15 protein-coding genes and 1 tRNA gene are annotated in these 18,032 nt (G+C 58.3%); 7 read left to right on the top strand and 9 right to left on the bottom strand.

Annotated elements, in window-relative coordinates; translation table 11 throughout:
• Positions 1–45 precede the first annotated feature (45 nt).
• The 3 genes from ACWJ62_RS04215 to ACWJ62_RS04205 form a co-directional block, all read right to left on the bottom strand.
• Positions 46–1,497 (bottom strand): sigma-54 dependent transcriptional regulator, encoded by a 1,452-nt coding sequence (locus ACWJ62_RS04215; RefSeq protein ID WP_449285060.1) that lies wholly within the window; start codon positions 1,495–1,497, stop codon positions 46–48.
• A gap of 70 nt (positions 1,498–1,567) precedes the next feature.
• Entirely contained in the window at positions 1,568–1,897 is a 330-nt protein-coding gene (locus tag ACWJ62_RS04210; protein ID WP_449285059.1) for an SOS cell division inhibitor, read from the bottom strand.
• 17 nt (positions 1,898–1,914) lie between these two features.
• Positions 1,915–3,273 (bottom strand): DUF1329 domain-containing protein, encoded by a 1,359-nt coding sequence (locus tag ACWJ62_RS04205; RefSeq protein WP_449285058.1) that lies wholly within the window; start codon positions 3,271–3,273, stop codon positions 1,915–1,917.
• A gap of 224 nt (positions 3,274–3,497) precedes the next feature.
• Here ACWJ62_RS04205 and ACWJ62_RS04200 point away from each other — a divergent pair, with 224 nt between their 5' ends.
• Both ACWJ62_RS04200 and ACWJ62_RS04195 read left to right on the top strand, forming a co-directional pair.
• A complete protein-coding gene (locus ACWJ62_RS04200) occupies positions 3,498–4,010 on the top strand; it encodes a DUF6586 family protein (RefSeq protein WP_449285057.1) in 513 nt (170 codons plus the stop codon).
• A 51-nt stretch (positions 4,011–4,061) separates the two neighbouring features.
• Positions 4,062–4,322, top strand: a complete 261-nt coding sequence (locus ACWJ62_RS04195) for a hypothetical protein (RefSeq protein WP_449285056.1) — start codon at positions 4,062–4,064, stop codon at positions 4,320–4,322.
• A gap of 4 nt (positions 4,323–4,326) precedes the next feature.
• Here ACWJ62_RS04195 and ACWJ62_RS04190 read toward each other — a convergent pair whose 3' ends face one another.
• Positions 4,327–4,818: a cell division inhibitor SulA gene (locus tag ACWJ62_RS04190; RefSeq protein ID WP_449285055.1), complete on the bottom strand. Its 492-nt coding sequence runs from the start codon at positions 4,816–4,818 to the stop codon at positions 4,327–4,329.
• A gap of 42 nt (positions 4,819–4,860) precedes the next feature.
• On the bottom strand, positions 4,861–5,472 hold the full coding sequence (gene lexA / locus ACWJ62_RS04185; RefSeq protein ID WP_008177448.1) for a transcriptional repressor LexA: 612 nt from the start codon (positions 5,470–5,472) through the stop codon (positions 4,861–4,863).
• Between the two features lie 215 nt (positions 5,473–5,687).
• Here lexA and ACWJ62_RS04180 point away from each other — a divergent pair, with 215 nt between their 5' ends.
• From ACWJ62_RS04180 to ACWJ62_RS04170, 3 genes are read left to right on the top strand one after another with little or no spacing between them, the layout of a single operon-like run.
• Complete coding sequence (locus ACWJ62_RS04180) at positions 5,688–6,689, top strand: amidoligase family protein (RefSeq protein WP_449285054.1); 1,002 nt, start codon at positions 5,688–5,690, stop codon at positions 6,687–6,689.
• Complete coding sequence (locus tag ACWJ62_RS04175) at positions 6,682–7,416, top strand: gamma-glutamyl-gamma-aminobutyrate hydrolase family protein (protein WP_449285053.1); 735 nt, start codon at positions 6,682–6,684, stop codon at positions 7,414–7,416. The genes ACWJ62_RS04180 and ACWJ62_RS04175 overlap by 8 nt, the downstream gene beginning before the upstream one ends.
• 31 nt (positions 7,417–7,447) lie before the next feature.
• Positions 7,448–8,152, top strand: a complete 705-nt coding sequence (locus tag ACWJ62_RS04170) for an SIMPL domain-containing protein (protein WP_449285052.1) — start codon at positions 7,448–7,450, stop codon at positions 8,150–8,152.
• Between the two features lie 2 nt (positions 8,153–8,154).
• On the opposite strand, the gene ACWJ62_RS04165 is transcribed toward ACWJ62_RS04170, so the two are convergent.
• Together ACWJ62_RS04165 and ACWJ62_RS04160 are read right to left on the bottom strand one after the other, a co-directional pair.
• The gene (locus ACWJ62_RS04165) at positions 8,155–11,916 is read right to left on the bottom strand and encodes a translocation/assembly module TamB domain-containing protein (protein WP_449285051.1); all 3,762 of its coding nucleotides are present in this window, start codon (positions 11,914–11,916) and stop codon (positions 8,155–8,157) included.
• On the bottom strand, positions 11,913–13,562 hold the full coding sequence (locus tag ACWJ62_RS04160) for an autotransporter assembly complex protein TamA (RefSeq protein ID WP_449285050.1): 1,650 nt from the start codon (positions 13,560–13,562) through the stop codon (positions 11,913–11,915). The genes ACWJ62_RS04165 and ACWJ62_RS04160 overlap by 4 nt, the downstream gene beginning before the upstream one ends.
• Before the next feature lie 291 nt (positions 13,563–13,853).
• Between ACWJ62_RS04160 and ACWJ62_RS04155 the strand changes: the two genes are divergently transcribed.
• Both ACWJ62_RS04155 and ACWJ62_RS04150 read left to right on the top strand, forming a co-directional pair.
• The gene (locus ACWJ62_RS04155; RefSeq protein ID WP_449285049.1) at positions 13,854–14,861 is read left to right on the top strand and encodes a hypothetical protein; all 1,008 of its coding nucleotides are present in this window, start codon (positions 13,854–13,856) and stop codon (positions 14,859–14,861) included.
• 40 nt (positions 14,862–14,901) lie between these two features.
• Entirely contained in the window at positions 14,902–16,389 is a 1,488-nt protein-coding gene (locus ACWJ62_RS04150) for an amidase (RefSeq protein WP_449285048.1), read from the top strand.
• A 50-nt stretch (positions 16,390–16,439) separates the two neighbouring features.
• On the opposite strand, the gene ACWJ62_RS04145 is transcribed toward ACWJ62_RS04150, so the two are convergent.
• A tRNA-Met gene (locus ACWJ62_RS04145) sits at positions 16,440–16,516 on the bottom strand.
• Positions 16,517–16,615: 99 nt separating this feature from the next.
• Complete coding sequence (locus ACWJ62_RS04140) at positions 16,616–17,953, bottom strand: acetyl-CoA C-acetyltransferase (RefSeq protein WP_449285047.1); 1,338 nt, start codon at positions 17,951–17,953, stop codon at positions 16,616–16,618.
• Between the last annotated feature and the right edge of the window lie 79 nt (positions 17,954–18,032).

Here is an 18,032-nt window from a genome sequence, read left to right as displayed (position 1 = left end):
ACCTTTGACGCCGCTACAGGAGCTTTAAAATCCGGACGATCCGGCTCAGGACTCCTCGGATTCCTCTTCCCTCAGCCCGTACTTGCGAACCTTCTCTACCAGAGTAGTGCGTCGGATCCGCAGCTTCTCGGCAGCCCTGGCCACAACGCCGCCGGCCTCGTCGAGCGCCTGCTGGATCAGCTGTTTCTCGAGGTTGGAGAGATAATCCTTCAGGTCGATACCGTTCACCGGCAGCAATGCCGGGGCATCCAGGCCCACCAGGCCAGGAATACCGGAAGGCATCCCGGTGTCCTCCACCGGGCGGTTCTCATCATAGTCGTCAACGTAGCGAAACTTCTTGGGCAACTCCTGCACGCCGATGACACCGTAGGGATGCATGATCGACAGGCGTTCGACAAGATTCGCCAGTTCACGCACATTGCCGGGCCAGTCGTGCCGGCACAGGCTCATGATGGCTGCGGAATTCATCCGCAGCGATCCACGCTTCTCTTTTTCCATCCGGGAAATGAGTTCGTTAATCAGCAGGGGAATGTCTTCCACCCGGTCACGCAGGGCCGGCATCTCGATGGGGAACACATTCAGGCGATAATAGAGGTCTTCCCTGAAATCCCCGGACTCAATCATGTCTTCCAGGTGCTTATGGGTGGCGGCGATTACCCGTACGTCTGCAGACAGGGTGCGATTGCTGCCCACCCGCTCGAAGGTGCGCTCCTGCAGAACCCGGAGAATCTTGACCTGCATGTTAAGCGGCATGTCTCCGATCTCATCGAGAAACAGGGTGCCACCCTCGGCCATCTCGAAGCGCCCTACCCGGGCCGTGATGGCTCCGGTAAAGGCGCCTTTTTCGTGGCCGAACAGCTCGCTTTCCAGCAGCTCCGCCGGAATGGCGCCACAGTTCACCGGTACAAAAGGCTTATCCCGTCGGGAAGAATGGTAATGCAGATTTCGGGCGACGACCTCCTTGCCGGTACCGGACTCGCCGGTGATAAGAACGCTGACGTCCTTATCCGCCACCTGCTCCATCAGCTGGCGCACCTGCTGGACTTTTCGACTGGTTCCCACAAGGCTCCGGAAGAGCTGCAAGCCGCGCTGCTGGCCACGCTCCCGGGAACGGCTGAACTGATCCCGATAGATCTGGGCACGGTAGAGCGAATCCACGAACTTGGTGTAATTGAGCGGCCATTCCATGCGAGCGATAATGCGGCCGCTAGCCTCGTCGGACAGCCCCTTGAGCTCAGGGTGATCAACGACCAGAAACGGAACGCCCTGAACGGCATCACACACAGCGCTAATCGCCTCGGTGACTCCTGCATCCTCGCCGTTCACCACCGCGACTGCGATATCTGCAAGGCTTTCCTCATCACCACTGCTCAAAAGTGCCCTGGCTTCATCGCCGGCAAGGACCTGCTCCTCGCCAATGAAATCAAGAATGGTGACTATGTCCCGCAATCTTGAATCATCCTCGCTCAGCACCAGCACTTTGTTATTTTTAGACATTCAACCGAATCTCTTGGGGGATTTGTGCGGTATTTAAGACTGTAAGAACCCCAGAGTCAATTTTATGACGCTATTTTGGTCGATTCGAAGAAACGTTCTGGTAGGCCTTGGCCGCACTCCGGTTCCTGTTTACACCCTTCAGGCCATCTTCCGCCTCCTTGCGGGCCATTCTGGCCGATTCATCAGCTGCGTCAATAAACTGCTGCAGCTCCTGCAAGCGGAGCCTCACCGGCTCCGCCTCGACCTCTCCCGCTTCCAGCGCAGCCATCAGGGGCTCGACTGCCGGCTTCACCTTCTCGTTAAGACTGGTCATCGCTTCCCAGTTTTTGTCTGCGAGAGCGCGACCAAGATCGGCGATCAGCTGATCGAGATGATCAAGGTGAGTGTGCGGGTCTGCCATGTCGGTCTCCTTGGGAATCAACGGCGGGCAGCACGACGGGCGGCTGAGGCAGTAAATTCACTGCCCCGGAACCCGGGGGCGAAATCGTACGCCGGGAATCCATCATCAAGTCCATCAACGTAATAACGCTCCGCCTTCAGGTCATAGGTCATTTCCATGGTAGTCCAGAATACCGGCTCACTGTAATAGCTGATGTTGTGAGCTTCCGACACCCGCCACAGGTTCCCGTCTGCATCGTATTCCTCGGACGCCAGGATCTGCCAGCTGTCTTCATCCAGGTAGAACACGCGGCGGTCGTAAATGTGACTGATACCAGTACGGCGCTTTGCTTCGACCACCCAAACCCGATGCAGTTCGTAGCGGGTAAGCTGCTGGTTGATATGGCCCGGACGGATCACGTCGTCGGCTTCGATTTCCGGCCCGTGCAGCTTGTAGGCATTGTAGGGCACGAACAGCTCTCGCTTGCCTTTGAGTTCCCAGTCGTACTGGTTGGGCGCACCGTTATACATGTCTTTTTGGTCGACGGAACGCAGTGAGGATGAATTCGGCAGGTCGGTTTCGTAGGCCAGGTTGGGCGACCGGCGAAGACGACGGGAACCGGAATCGTACCGCCACGCAAGACGCGGCGACCGCACCTGATCAAGCGTTTCATGCACCAGCGTGATGGTGCCGGCCAGTGACGACGGCGAGATAGTGTCCGTCTTCAGGTAAAAAATCTTGTTATCGATTTCCGCCAGCTCCGCGCCCCTCTGGCTGTAGGCGAAGAAGTAGTCGTAATCATTGACCACAGGGTTGTAGGAGCCATCCCTCTGGGGCGTTGCGGACGCACTACGCAGCGAAATCTCTTCGCCCCGATAGCGCAGGATATGGTTCCAGATAACCTCCAGACCATCCTTTGGAATCGGGAAGGGGCTGGTCATGATGGTGTCGCGAACGCCGTTACCGTTATCCAGCAAATGCGCTGTCAGAGCGTTCTCGCGAAACTTGTCGTAGACATGCTCGGGAAACGCGGCGGTCCGTCGGGTCTGGTAAACCGGCATGAAAAAGTCGGGCCCATACTTCTCCAGCATGGCAATGTGACCGTCTGAAAGCTTGTCCCTGTATAGCTCCAGGTTGTCGGAGGTAATAACGAAAAGCGCCTCATCTTCGGGAAACGGGTTAATTTCCACTTGCCCTTCACGCCAACCATCCGGCGGTGTGGCCATACCTCCGGTCCATTCGGGTATGCTGCCTGAGCGGTTGCCCGCCTTTTCGGCTCCGACCGGCGTGAGTTCACCACCAAGCCGTTGGGCCTCGGCGGCCGTGACCTTGGACAGAGCCTGTCCGGAAAACCCGAGAAAAACCAGTGCGACACCTGCAACAAGTTGGCTTCGCATCCCTTACACCTCCAGAAGTTCATGCTGTTGGGCAGCCGGCACGAGCAGAACTCGCACAGCCGGGCGCCTTTTTGCCAAATTGAAACGGTCGTTTCAAGTGATTGTTTGTATTTTATTGTGAAACCTGCCCGCACAGACAGTGGAAGAAATTTGATACCGAAAATGGTAGAGTGAGAGATTAATTTTCCGGGGTTACACCCGCGCTGGGGGATTGAAGGTATTCCATGGCCTCGCAATGGCACTCACTGGTTTCTCAAAAACTCTTTCTCGCCCGCACGCTGCTTCAGCCACTCGACCGGCCCACAGCCGAGGGTCAAGAACAACGTCCCAACGAAGCGGAGCAGGCGCTGCGCCGAGAAGCCGCTATTCAGGGATCGATCGAGCTGCTTCTGCGGTCTCGAAAACTGTTGCTGGTCATGATCGCCAGGCTTTACCAGAGAAAATCAGAGGAGCCTTCAACCCTGGATGAGCTGGTCGCTCTTATCGGGCCAGAACCGAGTGAAATTGGCCGCCTGAAGGAGCTGGAGCAGCGATCAGGAAGTTGGTGGAACCATCTGGTGCAACTCGAACGCTCTCAAAGCAGACCCCCGGCGACCAAAAAAACCGTGAGCGAAGAGAACATCATTGCGGTGTCAGCCGACTCCGGCCCGGATCGATCGTCGTCCGCGTTGATGAAAACGCTGACTGCCGTCAAACATTTTGCCGATGATCTGGAAGAGCAGCACAGCGAGTGGTAAGCCACTCCAAGCTCCGGTTATTCAAATCGTATTAACTTGAAGGTTTATTGAATGTCACCATCGTTTTTTGAAATCGTGCAATTGACCAATGGCGATTACGCCCTGCGCCGCATTGATGATGACAGTGCGCCACTGGTAACAATCTCTTTTTCGGAAGAAGCCCGGGAAATGATGGAAGACCGGGATATGTCGGTTGCCAAAGCAATGATTGCCGCTGGCATTGAGGCCGTAGGCAATGTTGCCCACGATATCGACTGGGAAGATGACGAACTGGACGCCTCAGACGCCCAGCCCTCCTACACTCTGCATTGATCGGTTAACGCTGCCTGAGAACAACGCCGTGGCTATTACCCTCGGCCGAGGCTCTTTGCAGGGATTCGAAGGCAGTGCGGCCCAGTTTACGGGTCCACATAACCACCGCGTGACAGGTACCGGCACTGAGGGCTCGCTCTGCCAGGTCCTGGGCGGGATAATCCGGTGTTGAACGCAGCACCAGCAATTCGCCGGCGACAATCCCGTGCATTTTTTGCCACTTGCTGACCAGCGCCTGAGGCGGATCGATCCAGGCCAGCCAGCGCTTCTCCTGATTCAGCTGGGTCAGCATTGGCAACAGCAGCTGGAAATTTTCTACCTGACCTTCCGGCAGAATGATTTCCGTCACATTGCCACAGACTTTGGGTTCTCTGGTTTCCGGAGAGCGTCGGGCGCGAATGACGGAACGTCGCTCGCGGGCGGCGGTTGCCGGCACTGAACAGGACAGAGCATTGGGATTGTAGGCCAGATTCTGATTAAAGCTCATTTGTTCCATAATTCACCCGTTATTCAATCTATCTGAGGCTATCCGAACCGCTCAGTGCAGGTCAGAGCGGCGGATAACACCAACACCCAGACCCTCGATGAACAGCTCCTGTTCGGTCAGGTCCACTTCGATCGGTGCGAATTCTTCGTTCTCGGCAATCAGGTAGACTTTCGAACCTTCCTTACGGAAGCGTTTTACCGTGACCTCATCGCCAACCCGGGCAACAACCACCTGGCCGTTGTGAACATCCTGGGTGCTGTGAACTGCCAGCAGGTCGCCATCGAGAATACCGATATCCTTCATGCTCATGCCCCGGACCCGCAGAAGATAATCTGCAGACGGCGAAAAGAATTCCGGCTGCAGTGTGCAGTGATCCTCGATGTGCTCCTGAGCAAGTATCGGACTACCGGCTGCAACCTGACCAATAACCGGAAGACCCAGATCCTCCTCCGCCTCAGGCAAACGGATGCCGCGACTGGCTCCCGGCACCATCTCGATGGCACCTTTCCTTGCCAGAGCCCGAAGATGCTCCTCCGCGGCGTTGGCCGAACGGAAGCCCAGTTCTGCCGCGATTTCAGCACGAGTTGGCGGGTAGCCGGTCTCGTCGACGTATCGGCGTATGATATCCAGTACCTGGGACTGTCTTGCTGTCAGCTTCATCAAGCTACTCCGCTATATCGGGATCGGGCCGCTGCAAACATTTTCGTCTCGGAAGAGTTGTTCCAGCCGCCCTGTTTTTTTATACAGTAAACTGACTATATACAGTGTTTTATCCAGTGTAAAGTCAGCTCCCTGATTTTCTTGCATCTGCTTAATAATGAGGATCAACAGCGGTGTGATATGGTTAGGGCACGATTCCTCACGAACCAGGGAGCACCATGACCCAAGTCAGTGCCTGCAGGATGCCTGACATCCTAGAGACGAACGAAGGGAAGGAACGCCGGGTTGGCGTCGAGATCGAACTGTCTGGCCTGGGCTACGATGAGCTGGTTACATTGGCGGCGAAGATGCTGGAGGGCACTCCCGAACTAAAGTCACGCTATGTAACAACTTTGCAGACAGCCCTTGGCGACTTTACGGTTGAGCTTGATTCCGATCCGATCAAGGATCTTGATCTGGCGGATGAGCGCCTCCCCGAATCCATTCGTGAACTCGGTGGACAGGCGATGGATGTGATCGACGCCGCGGCCGAGCGCGTGGTACCCCTCGAGATCATAAGCCCGCCTCTGAAGTTTTCCAGCGTCGAGGTGATTGAAACTCTCGTCGACAAGCTCAGAAACGCCGGCGCCCTGGGCAGCCGCGATGCCATCTATTTTGCGTTTGGCCTGCAGCTGAATCCCGAGTTGCCCGATCTCAGCCCGAAGACCCTGGTTCGTTACTTCCAGGCGTTCGCGGCCCTGTACGAATGGCTCAAGCACCGGCATCAACTGGATGTCAGCCGCAAATTCACCACCTATATTGAACCCTGGCACGGCCGCTACACCGAGCTCCTGATGGAAGACAACTATCATCCAAACATCGGGGAGCTCATGGAGGATTACCTGGAGTTCAATCCCACCCGCAATCGCGCGCTTGACTTGCTTCCGCTGTTTGCCCACCTGGACAAGGAACGCCTGGAACGCCATGTTCAGGATCCCAGGATAAAAAGCAGGCCAACCCTGCATTACCGGTTGCCGGATTGCGACATCGACAATCCCGGCTGGCATTTCTCAACCGTGTGGAACGACTGGGTCGTTCTGGAGCAGTTGGCCAACAACCCCGACGACCTGGCCGACATGCGTCGGCTATTCCGGGAAAGGCGGAAACTGAATCTACACAACCTGACCCACAGCTGGCGGGAAACCACCGACGACTGGTTGGCCAAGAACGGGTATGTCTGAAGAGTCCAAAGAACAGGAACTTGAGGTTCCGGGCCTGACGATCGGCATCAGCGGTCCCGCTCGCAAAAGCCTTGCCCATCGCCTGATCAGCCTTGGCCTGCGTCTCCACGGTGCCCGAACCCACTACATTCGCCCCGGGGCGCGGGTCGCCGTGGCCATGCTTGATGGCCTGGTGCTGTCAGGCGGCACCCACGTCCATCCGGAGCGTTATGGGCAGGAGCCGCAGGTGACCGCAAACTATGACCGCAAGCGGGATAAAACCGATCAGTCGCTGCTTGAGCAAGCTGAGGCCATTGGCATTCCCGTACTCGGGATTTGCCGCGGCGCCCAGCTCATCAACGTTTTCCACGGCGGATCCCTGTGCCAGAATGTGACACCACTGAGGGTCAATACCCGGCATCGCCCGCTGCTGTTGCCCTTGCAAACCGTGCGTCTGGTAACGCACAGCCGGCTTGAGCAAGCCATGCGCTCCCCGGTGATCGGCGCCAACCGGATTCACAGCCAGGCCATCAAGCGCCTGGGCCGAAACCTGCGTGTGACTGCAGTGGATAATGATCTGTTTGTACAGGCTATTGAAAGCACCGGACGCCAATGGCTCACGGGCATCCAGTGGCACCCGGAATACCTGCTCTACCATGGCGGACACCGACGCATCTTTGGCCAGTTTGTGGATGCCGCCCGCCGATACAAACTGGCGCGTCTGGAACCGGATTCCAACAACGCCTGACCCACCAACGGTTTCCAAAGGAGGCACTACCATGAACGGACGGAATCGCAAGCTCCGTTTAAACCTGAAGTCCGGCTTTCTTCTCCCTCTCGCTCTCACAGTACCTGCCCTGGCAATGGCGGGCGAAGTGACGCTCACCGGCGAGGGCAGTGTCCGATACGAGCCCGACAGCGCCAGACTCCAGTTCACAGCAAGTGCCGAGCACGAACTTCCCCAGAAGGCCACCGAACGGGTAGCGGCTCTGATGGAGCAGTGGCGCGAGGGGATTACCGAGTACCGGGATCAGCTCAATGACTACTCAGACGCGTCGGTGAACCTTTACACCCGAACTCTGCCCGCATCGCAAAGGGAGGAGGAGCCCCGCAAGCAGGCCGTCGCCTCCCAGACCATCAGCTTCAGCATCAGTGACCTTACTCTGCTCAATCCCCTGCTTCAGCAGGCCCAGGCTGTGGGCCTGGATTACCGTCTCGGCCCTCACCAGTTCTTCCACTCGGATGAGCCAGGTATGGAACAGGAAGCACTTGCCAGAGCTATCGCAGACGCCCAGGCCCGGTGCCGATTCGTGGCCAGTCAGCTCGATCAGACCTGCGGTGATGTGGTCACCATCAATATCAATGGCGGACACCGCCCGGCACCCATGATGATGGCGGAGGCAAAGTCCATGTCGGATACGGTTTCAAGCGTGGGTGAGCGGGAAATCCAGGCCTCAGTGAGCGCCACCTTCGAGCTGGACTGAACTCAGAAATCCCGGGTGTAGAAAATATCCAGGGAGGCCGCCAGCCCGCTGGCAGCCTCCAGATAGAAGTAGCGGCCCAGATCGTAGCGAAGAGCGACCGTAGTGATCGGCTCGAAGATGCCGACACCATAGCGAACACTCAACTCATCCGTCAGATAGCCACTCGCCACCACCGAGGTTTGATCGCCGGAGCCCTCCGCTTCCAGGGTTAGCTGGCGAATGCCAAACTCTTCGCCAATTTGCCCCGTCACCTTGTTGGCCTGGGTCAGCCCCAGTGACAGCGCCGCACGGCTCATCTGGCCCTCATCGCCCCGGCTCTGGGGCGCCCTACCAAGAATGACATAGGAAAGCGCGTCCGTCTGGGGCATATCGGGGTTGGAGAATACTTCCGTCTGGGGCGACTGCACAGGGCCGGTCAGACGAATACCGGCAACAACGGTATCCACGGTACGGACGGCCTCGATGTCCAGATAGGGTTGGGTAAGGTTGCCCACGAACAACAGTCTTGCCCGCCTGAGCTCGAGCTCCTGGCCATAGGCTTCATACTGGCCATTGACCAGCTGGAGCGTGCCGCGGGTATCCATGTCATTGCCAATGCGAAGAGACCCCTTCAGATCACCGGTCACGCCGAAGGCGGCAAAGGTCACCTGATCTTCTCCAACGACCACGGTCACATCCATGTTCAGCGATCGCACAACGGGCTCTTCCCGCTCCACGCCGACAATGACCTCGTCCTCCGACACCGACACGGCCTGCTCGGGCAAACCTTGAATCTTGATGTCGCCTCGTGGCACTCCGACCTGTCCGGATACCTCCAGGGCACCCTCACTGAAAACGATGGTCAGGTCCGGCTCCACCTCAAGCTGCGCATAAGGCTCCAGGTTGAATGGCACACGGCTGCCGGAAATCGTGATTTCCCCCCGGGGAGACTGTTGCCAGTCAATTTCGCCATCCACTATGGTCTGGCTTCGCGCATTGCTCCGGATCCTGCCACTGATCTCAGCCGAGTAGCCGGCGAACTGAACGCTTGCGATCATCTCCTCGATCGGTACCGGCAAGCGGGGATCGGAAACACGTCCATTCACAAGGTGCAGTTCGCCGGTTACGGCCGGCTTCATCAGCGGGCCGGAAAGCTGGCCCTGGCCGTTCACGCGACCGGCAACTTCATCCAGCCCCGAAAGCAGCCCTGCAAGGGCAATATCCAGACCCTCGAGACTGAAGGAACCCATGACGTTGCGGTCCTCCGAGTTCGGATCCAGCTCCATGTCCAGCGTGAAATCGCCAAGCTCCGGGCCGGAAAGACGGACCGCAAGATCGGCTTGTTTCGGCTTCAGGCCGACCTCGGTCGTCAGGGTATTGTAGGCGAGAGACTCCCACTCCCCGTCCACCAGCAGCTGGAATTGTCCTTCGCCAGCGTCCAGGAAAACGCGTCCGTCCGGGCCGTAGCCGGTGGTGGTGAAATCAACCTCTCCGTTGATCCGGCCGTCCCAGCGCAAAGTCTCTGGCAGCAAGGGTGCCAGGGCCACAGCAGGGAAACGGTCGATACGATAGGCAATGCGGGGGACCGGGAGCAGTGTCTGGTCCTCAGCACAAACCGTACTCTCGTCCCAGCGCCAGCAATGATTGCCAAATGTGAGTTCACCATCGGCTTTGTAAGCCAGGGTCGCCGGGGCCTGCAGCCGCCATTGCTGGGACTGTTCCGGAAGGTCAATCACGCCCCGAGACAGCTCTCCCTGCCAGGTTTTCCAGTCTGCGTCGGCCCCTCCTGCGAAACCCAGCTCAAGGTCAGCCTCGGCATGACGTGCTCCGATGCTCACGGTGTGCTTTCCCTGGGTGCCATTGGCTTCCAGAGTGAGCGTTTCAAGCTCTTGCCCGAACCCTTTGAGGCTTTCCGCCTGCAAACGGCTGACAAGGCGCATCCCCTCCTGCAGGTCGGCCTCAAGACTCAGGGTTTCAAGGGCAAGCTCATCCTGCCAGGCCAGGTTTTTGCCATTCGCTCTCAGCTGTCCCGTCGGGCGCTCTGGTGTTCCCTTCGCCGTCAGACTGGCTTGCAGGTTCCCCGTCAGGCCGGGCAGAACAATCTCTGGCGCGGGCAGATTCAGAGCCAGATCACCACGCAGCACATCGCCCCAGGTACCGTTGCCCTCAATACGGTTTTCGCCCACCAACAGCCTCAGGTCGGATAGTTCCCAACTGCCGGATGAGGTATCAAGCCGGCCCTGCAGAGACGCCGGATTGGAACGCCACTCGCCCTCAAGATCCCATCCGGCGTTCATGGCGGGTACCGGACCATCCCCTAGCTGTCCCTCGGTCGTCACATCACCGCTGAGACTTGCTTCCAGAACAGGTACCCAATAACCGGGATTGAAATCCTTGAGGCTCAAGGCCGCCTGCCAGGAAAGCGGTCCGGAAAAGTTCACCGATCCGTTTCCGGTAAGAGACCCCGCGCCTGTGCTGACGGTCAGGTTGGTCAGTGTGGTCTGCCCGGTATCACCATCCACCGTGGTGGCCAGTTCCGCGCTGCCCTGAGGACCATCGACACCGGCTTCAAGTTCTGCGTGGTAGCTCCCCTCACGCCAGGACACGGTGCCATCCAGGGAATGAAGGGTTACCACTGGCGGCTCGAGACCCGGGATCAACGTATACCAGGGAAATCCGCGCAAACGGATATCGGCACTGGCTTCGAGGCCCTGGCTCCAGGAAACATTGCCATTGGCCACCACAGTGTCCTGCCCGGCCCCGCTCTCCCGCCTCGCGGCCAGCTCGATCCGGATGTTCTCGGCCGCGCGAGTCGTCGCCAGGCCCTCCAGCGTCAGCCGTACCGGGCCTGCCGTGCCCGGAAGTGTGGCTTGCCCCCGGGTACGAAAACCCTCCTGCAGGCTACCCCGGGCGTCCACAGACCAATCATTGAGCACAAGGGTCTCAGGCAGCGCCTGCGCTGCGCGGAACTGATCCGAGGTTAGCCTCAACTGTGCCGGCAGGGCTGGATCGAGCGGCTCCACTTCCCCCGAGAGTTCAGCATTCAGGTAGCCACGACTGGATGCAGCGACCATCAGATCCCTAACGCTGCCGGAGAGTCGGGCATCAATAAGCCACTCATCTCCATAAGGCGGCGGTATGTCGGCTTTGACTTCCAGATTGACAGGCCAGTCCCTGCGGGTTTCTATCCGGCCAGCGGCGGACACCGTGTACTCGCCCAACTGATACCAGGCGCGCGTTATGTTCCAGTCGGCGCCCGATCCCCCGGCGTCCAGCTCAAACCGGTCCCAGACTCTGTTGCCGTTGAAGGTAAAAGGCCCTACCCGGACGCCACCGATATTCAGCGCCAACGGTAGGTCCACGCCAGGCAGTGTGATGGGGCTGCCGCCTTCGGATTTGTCAGCCGGGGGTAACTGGGTGACTTCGAGCGTCTCTGCCTCCAGATTCTCAATACACAGCTGTTTTTTGAACAGGCAGGAAGGCGACCAGTCCACGAGTGGCGACTCAACAACCACTTCAACCCCGTACCCCCGCCACTGCAGATGGTCTGCCTGCCACTGACCAAACAGCGATCCCCGGTCATTTTCCACCTGAAGGCCTGGCACCTGTTCTATAACCCAGGCTGTCCCCGTCTCGGAGCGCAGGGCCAGCAAAACCGCGGCCACCACAAGAACAGGCACGAGAATCAATACCGCCAGCCCTACCAGCAGCCAGAACCGAAGGCGGCGCGGGCGTGCCGGCTGCTCGTGCGGCCTGTCGTCTGATGTTTCCTGTGTCCTCGTCACAGCTCAGGCCCCATGGAAAAGTGAATGCGCCAATCCCCGCCAAATTCCTGATCCAGTCCTTTGGCAATGTCCAGCCGCAGCGGCCCGACCGGGCTGATCCAGCGTATGCCGACACCGGCGCCGGTGGCCAGCGGGTCGCTCAGGTTGTTGATCGCGTTGCCATGGTCGACGAACACGGCGGCGCGCCATTTATCCGCAAACTGGTACTGATACTCGCCACTGCCAACCATCAGGAAGCGGCCGCCCACCGGCACGCCATTGTCGTTCTCTGGCGATAGGGTCTCATAGCCATACCCTCGCACGCTCTGGTCACCGCCAGCGAAGAAACGCAAGGATGGAGGCACATCTGAAAACCGGTTGGTTGCCACAGCCCCCGCCTGCAGACGGCCCAGAAACCGGTGCTTGTCCGCCAGCGTAAACAGTCCCTTGACCAGGGCGCTTACATGGAGGATATCCACATCGGACAGCACCGCCCGATGCGAACCGGTGACATCGAACTGCAAGCGATAGCCCCGGGATGGGTCCAGTGGGGAGTCTGCGTGAATTTTAGAGTAGCCAGCGCCCGGGAGCAGAAGCGTGCTTGTACCTTTCTCGTCGTTACCGATGTTGAAACGCTCGCCTTCCCAACTAAGCGACAGGACCTGCAGCCAGCCGTTGTCCAACTGATGCTGCCACTGCTGCCCGAACGTCAACAGTTCTGACTCGACATTCTCTATGTCTTCCCGCTGATAGCCGGCGGTGAGCCGGATCAGATCAGTCATGGGCGGATCCAGGGGCAACTCGTACCAGGTACTCAGGTTCTGCCTGGGTACCGAGAGTTCTGTCTCGGCGCCCCGCTTGTGTCCCATGGGATTGATCCAGTGTTCCCGCCAGTTTCCACGGAATCTGGGCCCGACGTCAGTCGAAAAACCCACGCCCGCCGCCACGGAGCGGGCCTCTCGCCTGGTGAGATCAACGCGCACGGGAATCACGCCGTCCTCGGCACTGCCCGGCGATGCATCGATATCCACCACACTGAAGTACCCGCTGTTCTGAAGATCCCGATTCAGTCTGGCCACCTCATCTGAATGGAAGGGAATGCCGGGTTCGAACGTGACGAACTGCTCCAGGAGGCCAAGCTCGAACCAGTGGCCTTCCTGAAAGGTAACCTTTCCAAGACGATACCGCTCGCCACTTTCATAGATCAGAGTGACGGTAGCACTTCGGGTTGCCGGATCCACTTCCAGGGTGCGGGTAACAAATTTGCCGTCAAAATAGCCACGCCGCCTGGCACGGGTCTGGATGGTGTCGCGGAGATTGGCATATTGGCCATGATTGAGAATATCCCCTTCGGCAGGCTGCGCAGGGAGGTTGGATGTAAACCGGTCATCATCGGCTGCCGGGCCCCTGATCTCAACGACACGGGACTTGACCAGCACCGGCTCACCGGGGGTAATCGACAAGATCAGCGTGGCGGTAGAATCCGAATCGCCCTGCTCGAGACGCCAGTCAATCATGGGACTGTAATAGCCGAGAGCCCGCAATGCCCCCCGGGCTTGGTCCACAGCCGTGGAGGCGTAACGCCTGAGGTTGCCCGCACTTCGACCTTCAACCTCACCTATGAACGCTTCGGCATTTGATTTCAGATTCGGATAGTCTCCTTCCATGTTCACAACCACCTGTTGCGCGCAAACCCAAGCAGGCATGCAGCACAGCAAAGTAATCAAAAGCCGGACCCGGCCCGAATTCAAGACTTGGTGTATTGATGGCATCCGGCTATTTCAATGTTGGTGGTAACAAGAAGGAATTCCATTCAAGCGTGGGAGTTTAATGGCAGACGGTCAAGTTAATCCATGGTTGGCCTTTCGGCCTGCTCTGGGCGGCTCGAGGGCGAGTCGTTTGTGGCGTTGAAATAAGCTAACCTGTCAGATACTTAGCAACAGACCGGACCCTGGCGAATGCTGAAGATAAATCGAGAAAACCTGAAATCCAGCCACCAGCTTGTCTGGTTCATCATTGATTTCCTGATGCTCGGCCTGCTGATCATCAACCTGGCGTTCATCATCTGGGACTCGATCTATAACTTTGTGGCCGTTCAGAATCTGATGAAAGAGCATGCTCCGGCCATACAGTCGGCCTACCATCCCATCCACGAACGCTTCATTTTTTACGATCTGATCTTCGTCAGCATATTCCTGACCGAGTTCTTCGTCCGCTGGGGTTACGCTATCAAGGCGAAAGTCTACGACCGCTGGTACTTCTACCCGTTTATTCACTGGTACGACCTGGTGGGCTGCATCCCGGTGGGAAGCTTGCGTTTCCTCCGTATCCTGCGGGTGATCTCCATCATCTATCGCCTGCATCAGTACAAAATCATTGATATCACGAATACCAAGATCTACCGCTTCGTGAACTTCTATTACGAAGCCTTTATGGAAGAGCTCTCCGATCGCATCGTACTCAAGGTACTCAGCGGCGTACAGCAGGAGGTCAAACGGGGCTCTCCCCTGTTCGACAAGATCCAGGAGGACATTCTCTACCCCCGGCGAGACATGCTCTCAGACTGGATCTCCAAGCGGGTCGCCGAGGCGGCCCAGGAAGGCTACGTGCCCAATCGCGGCGCCCTCAGGAGCTATCTGGAAGACAGGGTGGACAATGCCCTGAAACAGAATCTGGAACTGTCACGACTGAAGTATCTTCCCGTGGTGGGTCCAACGATCCAGGAAACCCTGGAAGAAGCCGTCGGCGACATCGTTGCCCACGTTATTCACCAGATTCTCGAAGACCTGGCTTCTGCCTCTAACCACGCCTTCATTGAGGACATCGTGAACGTATTTCTGCCTACTCCGGGTGGAGTAAGGGCCGATGATGCCCAGAACGAAGCGCTGATCAATCTGATCCTTGAGATCATCGATGCAATCAAAGGGCAGGTAAAGGTAAAACACTGGCGATCCGAATTGCCCTGATCTGGCGATCTTTCAAAAACCAACAACAACGAGACCATCCATGGATGCATCGCAATTGCCACTGCACTATCAGTCTGCCCATGAACTCTTGAAACAGCTTGAGGCTGGCACCCTGACCAGCGAGGCACTAACAACGGCCTTGTTGAAGAGGATCCGCGAACACAATCCGACTATCAATGCCGTCGTGACCCTCGATGAACAGCGGGCGCTCGACAGCGCCCGGAGAGCTGATGAAGAACGTGCAGCCCGCTCGGTAAGGGGCCCCTTGCATGGCCTGCCCCTAACCCTGAAAGACACCTGGGAAGTGGCGGGCATGACCTGTACCGCGGGAGCCCCACCCCTGAAGGATCACAAACCTGACCGCCACGCCGATGTCGTGCAGCGGCTGGAAGACGCCGGAGCCATTATCCTGGGCAAGACCAATGTGCCCATCTACGCCACCGACCTCCAGAGCTACAACAAACTGTTCGGGGTAACCAACAACCCCCACAATCACGCGCACACCCCCGGTGGTTCCTCAGGTGGTGCTGCAGCCGCCCTGGCCGCAGGCATGACGCCCCTTGAAGTGGGCAGCGACCTGGCCGGCTCCATCCGCATACCCGCGCACTTTTGTGGTGTGTTCGGCCACAAACCAACCCGCTCACTGGTGTCGTTTCGGGGTCACATCCCGGGGCCACCGGGAACCCAGTCCCGACCGGACCTGGTCGAGGGCGGCCCGATGGCGCGCAGTGCCGGCGACCTGGAGCTCCTGCTGAGAGTCATTGCCGGCCCCCGGCCAGCCGAGGAGCGCAGTTGGGCCCTGGCAATGGCACCCTCGGAATTAAACAGCCTCGATCAGGCCCGAGTGGGCATGTGGCTGGAAGATCCCTTATGCCCGATAGAGCAGGAGCTGACCGAGGGTTATCAGAACCTGGGCAAAGCATTGTCTGAACGGGGTGCATTGGTCACTGAGGCCCGCCATCCTTTGCTGAGCCTTGAACACACCCTCCCGGCTTATTTCAATCTGCTCGGGGCCCTGCTAAGCACCTCACTGAAACCCGCCCAGCGCCGACAGATGAAATGGATTGCCCGGCTGGAACCCTGGCTTAAATTTCTAGGACCGATGACGCCTTTCATTGGTGAGTACGGACGAGGTGTGAACCAGCCGGTCTACCAGTGGATGGCCTGGAGCGAAATGCGCGAGAAGATGCGGGCTGAGATTGAATCGTTATTTCAGGAAGTGGATGTTCTGCTGACACCGGTGACACCGACCACCGCCATCCGGCATGACCACAGCCATCCAGTCTTCAAACGCCGAATCACAGTCGCCGGTCAGCCAAGGGCGTACATGGACCAGTTCTGCTGGATCGCCTTCGCCACCCTGCTGGGCCTGCCCGCCACCTCCGTACCCATCGGACGGACGAAAGAGGGCCTGCCATTCAATGTTCAGGTGATTGGTGCGCCGGGGATGGATCTGACCACGATCGGGTTTGCGGGACTACTGGAAGACGCCGGGCTGGCTGGGTTTGTTCAGCCGGAAGGATTCTGAAAAACGTGGAAGCGAAAAAAAGCCGGCACATGGCCGGCTTTTTTCAATGATGGTAGCGGGGGCTGGATTCGAACCAACGACCTCCGGGTTATGAGCCCGACGAGCTACCAGACTGCTCTACCCCGCATCAAACTGGTTGTTTCTCAGGGAACCCCTGATCAACGTGGCGCGCATGATAAGGGGTGTGATCGACACTGTCAAAGGAAAGTTTCGGATTTCCGAAAACTCACCTCTCCAGAATCGCAGTGACCCCCTGTCCGCCCGCGGCGCAGATCGAAATCAGGCCTCGACCGCTGCCCTTCTCCTCAAGCAACTTGGCCAGAGTCGCAACAATTCGGGCGCCGGTGGCCGCAAAGGGGTGACCGGTTGCCAGACTGCTGCCTTTTACATTGAGCTTGTCGCGGTCAATGCTGCCCAGAGGCTTATCCAGGCCCAGACGCTCCTTGCAGAAGGTCGGATCCTCCCAGGCCTTCAGGGTACAGAGGACCTGTGAAGCAAAAGCTTCATGGATTTCGTAAAAATCGAAATCCTGAAGGGTCAGCCCCGCCTTCTCCAGCATCCGGGGCACCGCATAGGCAGGTGCCATCAGCAGCCCCTCTTTCTTGTCCACAAAATCCACCGCCGCATTTTCAGAAAACGTCAGCCAGGCTTTCACCTCGTGATTGTTGGCCTTCGCCCATTCCTCACTGGCCAACAACACGCAAGAGGCGCCGTCCGTCAACGCCGTGCTGTTGGCCGCGGTCATGGTGCCGTTTTCCCGATCAAAAACCGGCTTGAGCGTGGCCAGCTTCTCCAGAGTGGTATCCGGACGCAGAATATTGTCCTTCTCCAGCCCAGCCATCGGTGTCAGCAAATCGTTGAAGAACCCCTCGTCATAGGCTTTGGCGAGTTTCTGATGGCTCTCCCAGGCCAGTTTGTCCTGATCCTCCCGGGCAATATCCCACTCCTTCGCGGTCACCTGTGCATGCTCGCCCATCGACATTCCCGTGCGAGGCTCGCCATTCTGAGGCACCTCGGGCTTCAGATGTCCGGGCCGAAACCGCCCCAGAATCTTCAGCCGTTCACCTGCGGTCTTGGCCCGGTTCAGATCCAGCAAAATCTCCCGAAGCCCCTCACCCACGCCAATCGGTGCGTCGGACGTGGTGTCGGTTCCCCCGGCAATGCCACACTCAATCTGCCCCAGGGCAATCTTGTTGGCCACCAGAATCGCCGCCTCCAGCCCGGTGCCACAGGCCTGCTGGATATCGTACGCCGGCGTCTCCGGCGCCAGCCCACAACTCATGACCGCTTCCCGGGTCAGATTAAAATCCCGCGAATGCTTGATAACCGCCCCCGCAGCCACCTCACCCAGCCGCTGACCCTCCAGACCATACCGATCCACCAGACCCCTCAGCGCCGACGTCAGCAACTCCTGGTTACTGATCTTGCTGTAGACCGTGTTCGACCGCGCGAACGGAATCCGGTTACCACCCAGCACCGCAACGCGACGAATCGCCGAAGGGGCGGCGCTGGTCTTTTTTGACGTAGCGGTTTTCTTTTGAGTCGTTTTCGGTGCCTGTGCCATGATCAATCCATTCCTTTTGTGAGATATCTGAGATGTCCAAAGGAGCAATGGGGTTGGGCTTCCCAAAACCGTAGAGCGC

The organism is Marinobacter sp. PE14 (genome assembly GCF_053566155.1).
This window is presented reverse-complemented; position numbering and strand designations above follow the sequence as displayed.